Source organism: Amycolatopsis sp. cmx-11-12 (genome assembly GCF_046269425.1).
Taxonomy (GTDB): Bacteria; Actinomycetota; Actinomycetes; order Mycobacteriales; family Pseudonocardiaceae; genus Amycolatopsis.
The window spans coordinates 373,059-384,530 of record NZ_JADNQM010000004.1 but is presented as its reverse complement, the minus strand read 5'-3'; the positions used below and the strand labels follow the sequence as shown (position 1 = coordinate 384,530).

Genomic DNA, 11,472 nt, shown 5'->3' with positions numbered 1-11,472 from the left:
TTGGGCTCCGCTGTGCCGGTCGCTGGTCGCGCCGTTGGGCTCCGCTGTGCCGGTCGCTGGTCGCGCCGTTGGGCTCCGCTGTGCCGGTCGCTGGTCGCGCCGTTGGGCTCCGCTGTGCCGGTCGCTGGTCGCGCCGTTGGGCTCCGCTGTGCCGGTCGCTGTGGCTCTTCCCTGCTGTCTTTGGCAGTCAGTACAGACGGGGCCGGCGACCCTGCGCAGCTCTGACCAGCGGGTTTCTCCTCGGAAGGTCACAGAACGGTAACGGAAGGGGCTCTACGTCTTGAAAAGTGTGGACCCAAGATGTGTACTTCTACATGTCGACTCCACATCGGGAAGTCAACACATCGAATCGAGAGGGTGAGGACCGGGGCACGGCGTCCCTGCGAGCTCTCCGATTCGGTCAGTACCTCCTTCCAGGTGTCTAGAAGACGGTAGTCCCGCTAAGCGCGGGCAACGGCTTGGGCCGTGCGGACAGCAGCGAAACCGTGCAGAGCAGCGTGAAGAACGACGCGTAGCCAAACGCGCATTTCTAGTCTGGAATGTGTAGTAACTGCGCTTGCAGCTTCACTACGTAAAGCTCTTGCTATAAAGCGGAGAAGCGCGCATAAATGGCATGCCTGCCACAGGTGTGTCCCCAAGATAAGTCAATGGTGGTCTAGCACCGAAAAACGTCACAATGCGTGGGCGTTCGGGGTTGTTTTAGGCGGTTGCCGAAATTGGGTTTCTCTGACTTGAGAGCGTCGCTCTCGCCTGCCCATAGCACGCTAAACCCGTACGGGCATGGTTCCCTGCATTGCGCACTAGACATAACGGCTTATCCCAACAGAGATCAAAGATTCAGGGAATGTGCTATCGAAACGCGCAACCCTCACCCCGGTGAGTAGTGCCGTATTGCCCGGATACAGGATGCGTCCCCTTTGCGGAGATCTCACAACGGTGAGGGTTGCGCGTTTTGATACCAGTTCACAACTGGCCTGAATCGCTGCCAGTCAACCACTTTTCACGCACGAAACGGAGTATCGCCATGACTATGACTCTGATTGATTGGTCCGCCCGTATTAGCGCCATGGCGGACGCTCTGTCCGTTCCGGACGGCGGTTTTTCTGTCGACCCTAGCGACGGTTCGGACGTTCGCACCGGCTACGCGGTAGCCGTGCACCCGGAACACGAACACGTTTTCGACGGTCGCGTGACCAGCAATGACCTTCACGAGTACATCGCACGCGCAAAAGATGCTCTCACGCTGCCCGGTCGCGTTCTCGGCGGTTGGTGTGACCCTGACACCGGCCGTGCCTACCTTGACGTTTCCGTCGTGACAGCGGACTTGTCCGAAGCAATGACCCTCGCGCGGGAAACCCATCAGCTCGCCATTTTCGATTTCTCCGCAATGGAATCCGTGTCCGTTGCGGTTGCCGCGTAACTCCGAAGGGATGGAAAACATGGGTGCAACAGTCACATTGATCGGTGACGGACAAGCGCGACGTATCGCGTCCGAATGGCACGGCGGTATGTCATCCGCACTGTATTCCCTGGCCTCATCAGGTGCGGTTGACCTTGACCGTGTGCGAGACGAGATCTCGCGCGAGTTGCTGAAGTTGGACGTCGGAAAGGTGCGACGCGAATTGCTCGCGCTGGACAAATACCTACGAACGGCCGGCGAACGTACCGCCGTAGCGGAATGGTTCCGCTTGTGGGACGACTCTCCGGTGAGCGTGAACCACACGTAAGGATCTGATAGCCATGCTCACTCCCAGTGATCACCCATTTTTCCAGGCTCACCCTGTGAGCCACGAAAACATCGTGTGGCACTGGGAACAGGCCACACCCGACGAAATAGCCCAGGGCATGCGCTGGTATTTCGACGCGCACCATGTGGCAACGGTTATCGCCAACGGTGACGCCCATCTCGGCGCCGGAATGCTCGCGATCTACTCGCCGCAGCAAGGCTGGATCGGGAACGTACTCAATGCCGCTCGCGTGCTCCGAGAGGGACAAGGGATCGGCGGACCGGGATCGGGGATATTCGCATCTACTGCCCAGAAACATGCAGCCAGCCGGTTGCTGTCCGGCGAACGATACGAAGACATCCTCGCCGGCCCGAAGATTCGCGATTTCGCGCACTTGATTGAGCACGGCGGAGACAAAGATCCCGAAGACCCGCGAGTTGTCATCGATCGGCACGCGCTGTCTGTCGCGCACGGCCGCGCACTCAGTTCAGACGAGTACGACTCGGCACCCCTGAAAGGGTTCAAGCGCCGAGACGGTTCGATCAGCCGCCGGCACTACGACCACGTGGTGAGTCAGTACCACCGTGCCGCGGAAATGATCTCCGCCATCTCTGGTGACCGGGTTTCGGCACATCAGGTACAGGCAGTGACGTGGCTTGTCCGCCAACGGCTGAACCAGCAAGCCGAACAGCAGCGCGGCCCCAACCGCCTGGACAAGGGACGCAACCGGGCACGTGCAAATTCGGAACAAGCCTGGCAAACCTTCCGAACCAACCACTTTCCCGAACTCGCGACGTGCCCCGGCACCGGCTACCAGACGGCCGCCTAATGACTGGCCTCACAGAGAAAGGCGCAATCATGGAAACCGTTCTGAAACACACGTGCGGCGGACCCGTCTTCGGGCGCAAGACGCCCGGATGCCCCCGCTGTGATCAGCTACTCGCCGGTGCCGCACCCGTCGAATGGGCAGGAATGCGCAGCAGGACCGACCGTGCACGAGACGAGCAGCAAGACCGGCTCGCGCGCCGCGCGCATTTCGCACCGGACGGCCCCCACGCTACCGGCAAATGCGGGCCCGTCTGCACCTTCGGCGACTGGTAACCAATCACACCCGGTCGATTGGCGCCACCCGATCAGCCACATCCCTACGCGCGCACAAAATGAGGACTGAGAAATGAGTATAACTCAAACCAGCCACGTCCGAATGACCGAAATTCGACCTGGTGACCTCGTTTTCATTGACTGTTTCTTGGGCCTCATACCGGCGAAAGTGACCGGCTACGCAACGTGGGGACACATCAAGGTGCTGGTCACGGCGGAGCGTCCCGGCTATCGCCGTGGCGAACACACCACCGTCACCCCGTCGCATTGCATCCCGCGTACGCACGTCCGCGTGCGCTCCGGCCACGAGCGCATCTTCGGCGCGTGGACGTTCGACGGACTACCGGACGAATTTCAGCCCCGCTGGGCGTGAGACCAACCCGACACGTCAATTCCGGCCAACTAGCAGGGAGTCAATATGCCAACCACGAAACGGGACGACAACGTTATCGACCTCCATTTTCAGTACGCGCAAGTCGGCTGGATCATGAGTGACGACACCTACGGCGAACAGGATGCCGATAGCGCGGCTGCCTTCACGCATGACGGGTGCGCGTTCGTCGCCTGCGAACGCGCACCGCGCGGACGGTGGCGCATTGAATCGACCGACGGGGCATGTGCACCCGTGCCGCTATCCGCATACCGATACCGCTTTTCGACACTGGCAGACGCAGCCGACTACGTTGCCGCGAAATGCGGCGCCGCCGTGCGGCGCGTCGACTCGTGGGACTGACAGCGCCATCCGGCGCTATCGAAAATTCCTAGTGGCCAGCCGCGATTTCGGCGCCCGGCTTCACGGGCGCCGCGCAGCTCTGACAGCGCGCAATGGTTGCAACGGATCACCGTTGCGGATTGTTCGACTCATCCGCGCGCACGCAAAAACAACCCCACTTCTCGAATGAGCAAAGGAGTCCCACCATGTTCGTGTACGGCGTGTCTTTCACCGATGTTCACCGCGTCGTACGCGACGTGTCCGACGCTCTGTACGACGGAAACATCACCGTACGCACGGGGGAGGACCGCGCCAACGGCGCCGGCCACCGCGCGACGTTCACCCTCCGCGCGCACGACGCGACCGGACCGGGCGCCAAGGGAAGCGCGTCCGTGTTCGGCAAGGGCACCGGCCCGAAAGGCAGGCGCCGCACCATTTCCGCGTGCTGGCACACGCACTACGACGTGTTGGCCGAGCTATTCGCCCGATTCCCGGCCGCCCGCGTAATGACCAAGATCGCCACCTACACCGCACCTACATTCCGTGATCGCGCGCTCGAAACCTCCCATCTCAATGTCGGGAGCGAATTGTTCCCGGTCACCGCGCCGGACTGCTGCGAATGCGACCACACCGACTACGTCGACGACTTCGACGCGGCACCGACCAGCGACGCCATGCGCCCGAACACCGACATCGCTTACTTCCTGCACGAGCTTGACCGCGTGCTCGCCGAACACTGACCGCCGTTTCATCACCTCCGGAATTCACCCTTGCCGACCAACGAAAGCGAGTATCACCATGACCGACGACCACTCGATCACCGTCGACGCGCTACGCGCCGAGCTCGTACGGGAACGCGTACGTGCCGATTCCTTCGAAGCGATCAACCGCGTGCAGGCCGCCAGCCTCGCCGAGCTGGCTAAGCGCGCGGCGAACCTCCGGTGCCAGGTTGCCGACCTGGCCGACGACGCCCTGAGCTCGAAACCCATGCCGATACAGGGTTTGCGCAACGTCACCGGCCGGATGAACGGCTTGGCGGAGAGCCTGAGCAGGTCGGCACATGGCTACGCGGGCGCACGCACCACGGACATGCTGTACCCGACCGTGGACGAGGATCTCCGCGCGCACAAGTGGACGCCTCGCCCCGACCGGGGCCTGGACGGCACGTTGCCCCCGATCCCGATCACCGAGATGGGCGAGCGTCGGGGCTACGCCCGCGGCTGGCACCGGGGCCCGCAGTGGATCACGTTGTGGTTCACCGGACCGACCGCCGTGGCGTACGGGGACAGCGGCGACCACGGCCGGCTCACCAGCGTCGACGCTATGCGGGCCGTGATCACGTCCGCCCGGTCGTTGTCCGCTTCGGCGCTGGCCGAGTGGGTCACGGCCCGGCAGGAAGCGCACACCGTGCTGTTCGACGCCTCGTATGTCCGGGTGTTCGCACACCTCCAGGCCGGTCCGTGGTCCGCGATCGACATCGACCGGTGCGACGAATTCGGAGTCCGCACGCCCAACGGCACCGGCAACACCTCCGTGTGGACTTGCCCGAGCGACCCCGGTTTCCGGCTCTACGTCTGGGGAATCGGCAACAAACCCGCCCACGTCCGCTACTGGGCCGGCCCGGTGGTCGACATGGCCCACCTCGTCCAGATCACCGGTCAGTACCGCTGACAGGTGAGCGCCGGATCCGCCCCACGCACGGAGGTCCCACAGCGGGTGTCGGCTGCGCGCTGGCCGACACCCGCCGAATCCACCGACGCGTTCATCACGTCCCGAAGGAGACGCCTTCCTATGACCGACACCACGCACACCCACACCACCGCCGTCGTGACATTGCCGGTCAACGGACGCGACTCCCGCGACGGCACGGCGACCCTGACTCAGATCGTGGACGCGACCGGTGGCCACATCGTCACCATCGACGAACGCGCCGCCGAGTGCTACGGCATTCGCCAGCCCGTCGGCGTCATCGGTGGCCTCGTTCGAACACACGGCCGATGGGCACCCACCGCCTACCGCGACCGCGCGCACCTCTTCGACGGTGGCGGAAACGTCTACTTCCTGCCGAACGCTTCGAGCCGAGTCCGCGCGGTCCGCGCGTTGCTGCGCTGGTGGTACGAGGTCGCCCGCCGTGCCCGTGAAGGCGCCGACCCGCGCCACCTCGACCCCTGCCAGCAGTCGCCCGCGTTCCGCCGATGGCTGTTGGCCTAACCGCATCACCCCATCTCATACCGCCACCGCGACGGTCGACCTCGCCTTGATCCGGTCCGGCGTGCTCGCCGAACCGACCGGGCGAGTCGACCTCTCGTGCCTCCGCTGCATCACCTCCGGCCGGAAAGGACCGACACCGCCATGACCACCTCCTCAACCGCCGACCTGGCGGACGTTCTCGACTGCGGCCACACAGCCACCCCGGACACGGTCGGCACCGGACGCGCGATCGACCCGCGCACAGGCGCCACGAGTTGCTACCCGTGCTCCGACGAACGGGAACGCGAGGCGATGACCCGCGCGACCACGTTCGCCGCGTACGTGTCCACCGACGGCGACGCGCTGACCACCTGGCCCGGCGGACACCTGGCCACGATCGCCCCCGCCGATACCCGGCAGACCGGCCGGCGCACCTACACCCCGTCCGGCGGGATGTGGACCCGCTACGTCTGGCACGCCACCGGCGTCGACGGAGGCCGCTGGGCCGGCGTCAACGGCGGCCCCGGCCTGGTGATCCGCGTGCACCGGCTGCGGGTGTGCACCTGGCAAACCGAGTTCGGAAACGGACGCGGCCCGCGCTACTGCCACCGCAACGCCACCCACGCCGGCCAGGGCGGCGCCTTCGACCTCTACTGCCGCACCCACGCCCGCCAGGTCTTCGACCTCTACGCCTGGCCCACCACCGCGCTGCCACCCCGCGCGCTGGCCCCGCTCACCGCGTGAAAACCGTGACACCACAAGGAAAGGAGTGCCCCGATGTTCGTGAAATTCTTCGACCGGCTGGACCTGTCACGGGCCGACCTCGACGACGTGCTGATCGTGCCCGCGAACCGGGCGAAGGCGCTGGACGTCGCGCGGGAACGCCACCTGCCGCGCCAGTCGCTCACCCGCGCGACCACCCGCGAAGGGTTCTGGGTCTACGTCTTCCAACTCGGCGCTGACATCCACCTCGGCACCGTCACCCTGGCCGGCACACAGCCCGGACCCGACCATCTCGTCACCCTCCCGGTCCGCCAACTCGACAGCTACTCCACACCCGGCATGCCGCTGACCGAGATGGCCGGCCTGCTGGCCGCGGTCGCCGAGGACTACCCGGCCACCGCGCTGACCGCGCTGCTGGCCGACAGCCTCACCAAGGTCCTCGACCTGTGGGCCGACGCCCGCCGCACCGGCCGACCCACGATCGACATCCGCGACCTCGACCGCGCCGTGACCAGCGAATTCGCGCCAGCCATCCGGGCCTGGCGCATCGGCAACACCTTCCCCCAACCGCGCCTGGCCGATACAGCCTGGCCCGAACCCGTACCCACTGCGAGGTGAACACCCATGCCCATCGACGACCCCACCACCGCGACCCCCAGCGACATCGACGTCGAACTCGCCCGGCTCGACATCGAGAACGGCAAGGCCGAAAGCACGCTCCGCGGACTCAGGAAGCGCCGCCGGAGCCTGCTGGAAGACGGCATGACCGAGTACGCGGCCGACTTGGAACCTCGGATCGAGCAGGCCCGCCAGACCATCACCGAGTGCGAGGCAGCGGCACGGCCACTCGAAGCGGAGTTCGAACGCCGGGGCGGCTGGACCCGCGCCTGGCTGGTCCTCAACACCGGCGGCCACGTCCACCGCACGCCGCAGTGCCGAACCTGCTTCGCCACCACCCAGTTCGCATGGCTCACCCAGCTTTCTGGACACGACGAGACCGAGATCGTCGACCTCGCAGGCAAGGCCGCATGCACCGAGTGCTACCCCAGCGCGCCGGTCGAAGTCCGCAACCGGCCCAGCCGAATCAAGACCCCCGAGCAGCTCGCACGGGAAGCAGAGAAAGCCGAACGCGCGAAAGTCAAGGCCGCGAAAGCGATCACCGCACCGGACGGAACACCGTTGCACACCACGAAATACGGGCAGATCGACACCGAGTTCACCGCGCGACGCAACTACGCCGACGCGCTGTCCTACGCCCGGCACCTGGCCAGGGTCAACGTCGCGTACCACCGGGACAGCATCGCCGAACACCACGAGGACGCACGGCTCATCCTGGCCGCTCTCGCCGCGAAGCACCACCGCACCGAGGACGACCTACGCGCCGAACTGGCGCCCAAGGTCGAATCCCGGTGGAAGCGCGAATACAGCAACTGGCGCTAACCGCGCACACGCCGACCTGGCCGACGCATGTCCCACCGACGCATCGTCGCGCAATCCGTTCTCAGGAAAGGAGCTCAACCGATGATTCTGGTCGAGACGTTGGAAGACCTGGTTTACACCTACCTCGAAGATCCAGCCCGGCCCGGCTCGGCCGTCGGCAAGGTCAACGCGCAAGACCTGGTTGGCCACGTCGTGCAGCATCTCGCCGAGCGCGGGGTCGACGTGGGTTTCCAGGATGGCTCCCGCCTTACCCTGCGGGACAGTCAGCCCCGGAAGCCGGAGCCCAAACGGCACCGCCTTCCCTTGGTGCTCCAAGAAAACGACGACGGACACGTCCGCATGTACTGCGACGGACGCGACTGCTTCTGGTCCTGGCCGCTCTACCACCACGCAAGTTCGCAGACCAACGGCGACGCGATCATCAGCGCCGTCGACCACGCGATCCGACGACACCGCCACACCTGACCACACGGCCAGCCAACCCGCACCGGCGCGATGCCCCTCCCACACCAGAAACCCTGCACGGGAGGGCTTCGCGCCGGTCTGCGCTGAACACATCCGAAGGACCTTTAACTGCCATGCCTACCAACGACATTCACGACGCCCTGCACCTCATCGCCGAAATCGACGTCCCCACAGAACGCCCGCGCTGGGCATGGTGGACCCCTGGTGACGCCACCCGGTACCACGCCACCCTGATTAATGCGGCACCCAGCACCAACACGATCGGCACCGCACCCGGCGGAACTTTCCGCGCTCTCGTGATCACGATCGACCTGTTCAGCGCCCGGCCCATCTCCATCGTGATCCCACGGCCAACAGGCGACGAAGACCGCTACACCGCCGATGAGTGGGTGTACCGGAGGTTCCCCGGTGGCTGGTGGGCCGGCATCCGGCCCCTGCTCGCCGCACTGGGCTGGACGCCCGAGACCGACCGAGACACCACCTACCGCAGTACGGACCACCAAGACATCACCACGGCGCAGCGCGACCAGGGCACGCCCCGCTAGCCCCAGCGCCTTCCCGGCTATACCCGCGGCCGGACCGTCCACCACCCGCACGGCACGTCGCTGCTCGTCCGTGCGGACCGGCAGCGACGTGCCGCTCATCCCCGGAGGAAACGTCATGAACAGCAGCAGCCACGTCGATCCGCGCGCCCTCGCCGATACCGCGAACCGCGCAGCCACCTTCGAGCCGATGACGAACGAGGACGAACGGCCGACGATCACGGTCGCCGGTGTCCACGTCGCGCTCTACGTCGACCCGGCCAGCCGCCAGGTCCGAGTCTCCATCGATCTCGACGACACCGAGCCATGGCTCTTGCGCAACGACAAGGACAGCACCGTCCCAATGCGGATCTGCATTCAGGGCGTCGTCACCTTCGAAGACTGACAACCCTCGTGCAAGCCGTCGACTCCGGCTCTCACCACCGCGCATAGTCGCGCCGGTGCAACTCACTGTCCACTCACGACTCTTTCCATCGTCACGTTGATGAAGGGGTGACTCATGCACGCGTCAACCACCGAACTACCGAACCTCACCGCCTATGACGTCATTCTCGTCAACAGCAGCGGCGGCAAGGACTCCCAAGCGATGCTCGACGAAGTCTGCACCCTGGCCGAGACCGCCGGAGTGCTCGACCGAATCACCGTCCTGCACTGCGCACTTGGCCACATCGAGTGGCCCGGCACCAGCGAACTCGCACGCAAGCAGGCCGAGCACTACGGAGTCCGCTACGAAGAACGCCACCGCGAGCAAGGTCTGCTCCTCGACCAGGTCCGCCACCGCGGCCGTTAGCCGTCCTCTTCGGCCCGTTACTGCACCTCCGATCAGAAGCGCGGCCCAGCAAGGAAACTCATCACGCAACTGGTCGCCGAACTCGGCGACCTGACCCGACCGGCACGCGTGCTCAACTGCATGGGCCTACGCGCCGAGGAATCACGAGCACGACTGAAGAAGGCACAACTGAGCCGCGACGAGGCCGCCAGCAGCGGCCGGCGCACCATCGACACCTGGCTGCCGATCCACGACTGGACAGAAACCCAGGTATGGCAACGTATCCGCGCGTCGGGCGTTCCATACCACCCGGCATACGACCAGGGCATGAGCCGCCTGTCGTGCTCGCTGTGCGTGCTCGCGAGCCGCAAGGACCTCGTGCGCGCTGCCCAACTGCGCCCAGAACTGGCTGCCGAGTACGCCGAACTGGAAGTCGAGATCAGCCACCGGTTCCGCAACGACCTGTCCATGGCGGACATCATCACCGCCGCGAAACAGGCCGGCCCAGTGACGCCCGTGCCAGGACCTACCGGCACCGTCACGCTAGGAGAAGGTCAACTGTGGTGGGCGAGGTTTGAGCGACAGAGTGACCGGTACGGCAGCGTTTTCCTTCTCGCCGGGCCGGACGACGAAGACTACGTCTCGTTCGAGTCCGCTCCGGTCGGGCGACCCGGTCGGCTGGTCACGGTCGTACTGCACACCCGCCGCTCTGGCCACTGCGGAGATCTCGACCGGGGCCTGGCTCCCAGTACGCCGGAAATCGGCGAGGAGATCACGCTCGGCACCGGAACGTTGTTCACCGACGACGATTCCGACACCGGCGCGTCGACCGCCGTCGGCGTGAAGCCGGACGAGAGCCGCACCACGGCTTGGCTGGATCCGCGCGCCTTGTACCGCTGCCACAACCAAACCGTGCGGCTCGAACTTCGCGAGAACAGCCAGCCCGAAAGTCGCGACACACCGCGCAGTGCCTGAAACCCACTCAGCGCGGCGGTCCGACGCGGTAACGCCGACCGGAGCTGGCGCCCGTGGATCTGCTCACTGCAACGAAACCTGACGCCCACGCTCAACCATGGAAACGAAAGGGACCTTGTCATGCCCGAAACAACCAACAACGACACGGTGCTGGACCTGTGGCGCGATGTGCAGCGTCTCGTCGAAGGCATCTCGCGAGGAATGGAGTGGACCGCGGACGAAGTCCGCCAGGCGATGGAGCGACACCCCTCGGAGCGTGACGTTCTGTACCACAGCTTTCCTCTGCTCCAGGTGACACACAAGCTCATGGCCACGGAATTCGTGTACCGATCCCACTGCCGCGAGCTCCTGGAACGCCTCGCCAATGGCGCGGAGACACGACCGGGCACGGCCGCAGAGGTGTGCTGCATGTGCTGCGACATCAGCCTCCGCACTCCACTGAGGTCAGAAGCCGCCGGCCTGTACCTCCGCATGTGGGCCGCAGCCTTCCCAGGGAAACCGATGTTCGCCGAGCTCAGCGAGCACCACGAAGCATTGGAGGGATCAACAATCGACGAACTCGAAGCAACCGTGCGCCGCAAGCTGACTGTCAGGAGCCGTGCGCTCACCGACGTCACCTGCACCGGTGAACACGACGGCGAGATGGTCCAGTGCAAATACGCCGGCGCATGACGAACAAAGTCCGTCGCGAGGCCGCACCGGGGGAAGCGAAGCAGTCCCCGCAGACCTTGAACGAACCACGTTGTCCCGCCGGCCAGACCAGACCGCCCTGGCCGGTGGGCCGTGATTGCACGCCAGGCCGGCACCGCATCGGATCTCTCCGACAAC

General features: G+C 65.3%; 17 protein-coding genes. All 17 read left to right on the top strand.

The features are described from left to right. Positions 1-1,024: 1,024 nt before the first annotated feature. The 17 genes from ACLARN_RS08400 (at position 1,025) to ACLARN_RS08320 (ending at position 11,316) form a co-directional block, all read left to right on the top strand. Complete coding sequence (locus tag ACLARN_RS08400; protein ID WP_409490717.1) at positions 1,025-1,420, top strand: hypothetical protein; 396 nt, start codon at positions 1,025-1,027, stop codon at positions 1,418-1,420. A gap of 19 nt (positions 1,421-1,439) precedes the next feature. After that, positions 1,440-1,727, top strand: a complete 288-nt coding sequence (locus ACLARN_RS08395) for a hypothetical protein (RefSeq protein WP_409490716.1) — start codon at positions 1,440-1,442, stop codon at positions 1,725-1,727. A 55-nt stretch (positions 1,728-1,782) separates the two neighbouring features. Next, the gene (locus ACLARN_RS08390) at positions 1,783-2,556 is read left to right on the top strand and encodes a hypothetical protein (protein ID WP_409490715.1); all 774 of its coding nucleotides are present in this window, start codon (positions 1,783-1,785) and stop codon (positions 2,554-2,556) included. A gap of 441 nt (positions 2,557-2,997) precedes the next feature. Continuing rightward, on the top strand, positions 2,998-3,201 hold the full coding sequence (locus tag ACLARN_RS08385) for a hypothetical protein (RefSeq protein ID WP_409490714.1): 204 nt from the start codon (positions 2,998-3,000) through the stop codon (positions 3,199-3,201). 45 nt (positions 3,202-3,246) lie between these two features. After that, a complete protein-coding gene (locus tag ACLARN_RS08380) occupies positions 3,247-3,561 on the top strand; it encodes a hypothetical protein (protein WP_409490713.1) in 315 nt (104 codons plus the stop codon). Positions 3,562-3,746: 185 nt separating this feature from the next. Then, positions 3,747-4,280 (top strand): hypothetical protein, encoded by a 534-nt coding sequence (locus tag ACLARN_RS08375; protein WP_409490712.1) that lies wholly within the window; start codon positions 3,747-3,749, stop codon positions 4,278-4,280. Positions 4,281-4,338: 58 nt separating this feature from the next. After that, positions 4,339-5,211 (top strand): hypothetical protein, encoded by an 873-nt coding sequence (locus ACLARN_RS08370; protein WP_409490711.1) that lies wholly within the window; start codon positions 4,339-4,341, stop codon positions 5,209-5,211. A 120-nt stretch (positions 5,212-5,331) separates the two neighbouring features. Next, on the top strand, positions 5,332-5,751 hold the full coding sequence (locus ACLARN_RS08365) for a hypothetical protein (RefSeq protein WP_409490710.1): 420 nt from the start codon (positions 5,332-5,334) through the stop codon (positions 5,749-5,751). 141 nt (positions 5,752-5,892) lie between these two features. Beyond that, positions 5,893-6,474 carry a hypothetical protein gene (locus ACLARN_RS08360; RefSeq protein ID WP_409490709.1) on the top strand — a complete coding sequence of 194 codons (582 nt, stop codon included), beginning with the start codon at positions 5,893-5,895 and terminating at the stop codon, positions 6,472-6,474. A gap of 33 nt (positions 6,475-6,507) precedes the next feature. Further along, entirely contained in the window at positions 6,508-7,071 is a 564-nt protein-coding gene (locus ACLARN_RS08355; RefSeq protein ID WP_409490708.1) for a hypothetical protein, read from the top strand. Positions 7,072-7,077: 6 nt separating this feature from the next. After that, positions 7,078-7,893 (top strand): hypothetical protein, encoded by an 816-nt coding sequence (locus tag ACLARN_RS08350; RefSeq protein WP_409490707.1) that lies wholly within the window; start codon positions 7,078-7,080, stop codon positions 7,891-7,893. 81 nt (positions 7,894-7,974) lie between these two features. Continuing rightward, positions 7,975-8,358 carry a hypothetical protein gene (locus ACLARN_RS08345; RefSeq protein ID WP_409490706.1) on the top strand — a complete coding sequence of 128 codons (384 nt, stop codon included), beginning with the start codon at positions 7,975-7,977 and terminating at the stop codon, positions 8,356-8,358. 113 nt (positions 8,359-8,471) lie between these two features. Continuing rightward, on the top strand, positions 8,472-8,903 hold the full coding sequence (locus ACLARN_RS08340; RefSeq protein ID WP_409490705.1) for a hypothetical protein: 432 nt from the start codon (positions 8,472-8,474) through the stop codon (positions 8,901-8,903). A gap of 115 nt (positions 8,904-9,018) precedes the next feature. Continuing rightward, entirely contained in the window at positions 9,019-9,285 is a 267-nt protein-coding gene (locus tag ACLARN_RS08335; RefSeq protein WP_409490704.1) for a hypothetical protein, read from the top strand. Positions 9,286-9,399: 114 nt separating this feature from the next. After that, positions 9,400-9,690 carry a hypothetical protein gene (locus tag ACLARN_RS08330; RefSeq protein ID WP_409490703.1) on the top strand — a complete coding sequence of 97 codons (291 nt, stop codon included), beginning with the start codon at positions 9,400-9,402 and terminating at the stop codon, positions 9,688-9,690. Positions 9,691-9,798: 108 nt separating this feature from the next. Then, the gene (locus tag ACLARN_RS08325; protein WP_409490702.1) at positions 9,799-10,644 is read left to right on the top strand and encodes a phosphoadenosine phosphosulfate reductase family protein; all 846 of its coding nucleotides are present in this window, start codon (positions 9,799-9,801) and stop codon (positions 10,642-10,644) included. Positions 10,645-10,764: 120 nt separating this feature from the next. Beyond that, positions 10,765-11,316, top strand: coding sequence for a hypothetical protein (locus ACLARN_RS08320; protein ID WP_409490701.1), 552 nt, complete (start codon positions 10,765-10,767; stop codon positions 11,314-11,316). Positions 11,317-11,472 lie beyond the last annotated feature (156 nt).

Bases quoted from the DNA above. Each gene is read 5' to 3' on its own strand.
- ACLARN_RS08400 (WP_409490717.1), top strand. From the start codon at position 1,025: ATGACTATGACTCTGATTGATTGGTCCGCCCGTATTAGCGCCATGGCG.
- ACLARN_RS08395 (WP_409490716.1), top strand. From the start codon at position 1,440: ATGGGTGCAACAGTCACATTGATCGGTGACGGACAAGCGCGACGTATC.
- ACLARN_RS08380 (WP_409490713.1), top strand. From the start codon at position 3,247: ATGCCAACCACGAAACGGGACGACAACGTTATCGACCTCCATTTTCAG.
- ACLARN_RS08375 (WP_409490712.1), top strand. From the start codon at position 3,747: ATGTTCGTGTACGGCGTGTCTTTCACCGATGTTCACCGCGTCGTACGC.
- ACLARN_RS08370 (WP_409490711.1), top strand. From the start codon at position 4,339: ATGACCGACGACCACTCGATCACCGTCGACGCGCTACGCGCCGAGCTC.
- ACLARN_RS08365 (WP_409490710.1), top strand. From the start codon at position 5,332: ATGACCGACACCACGCACACCCACACCACCGCCGTCGTGACATTGCCG.
- ACLARN_RS08360 (WP_409490709.1), top strand. From the start codon at position 5,893: ATGACCACCTCCTCAACCGCCGACCTGGCGGACGTTCTCGACTGCGGC.
- ACLARN_RS08355 (WP_409490708.1), top strand. From the start codon at position 6,508: ATGTTCGTGAAATTCTTCGACCGGCTGGACCTGTCACGGGCCGACCTC.
- ACLARN_RS08350 (WP_409490707.1), top strand. From the start codon at position 7,078: ATGCCCATCGACGACCCCACCACCGCGACCCCCAGCGACATCGACGTC.
- ACLARN_RS08345 (WP_409490706.1), top strand. From the start codon at position 7,975: ATGATTCTGGTCGAGACGTTGGAAGACCTGGTTTACACCTACCTCGAA.
- ACLARN_RS08340 (WP_409490705.1), top strand. From the start codon at position 8,472: ATGCCTACCAACGACATTCACGACGCCCTGCACCTCATCGCCGAAATC.
- ACLARN_RS08335 (WP_409490704.1), top strand. From the start codon at position 9,019: ATGAACAGCAGCAGCCACGTCGATCCGCGCGCCCTCGCCGATACCGCG.
- ACLARN_RS08330 (WP_409490703.1), top strand. From the start codon at position 9,400: ATGCACGCGTCAACCACCGAACTACCGAACCTCACCGCCTATGACGTC.
- ACLARN_RS08320 (WP_409490701.1), top strand. From the start codon at position 10,765: ATGCCCGAAACAACCAACAACGACACGGTGCTGGACCTGTGGCGCGAT.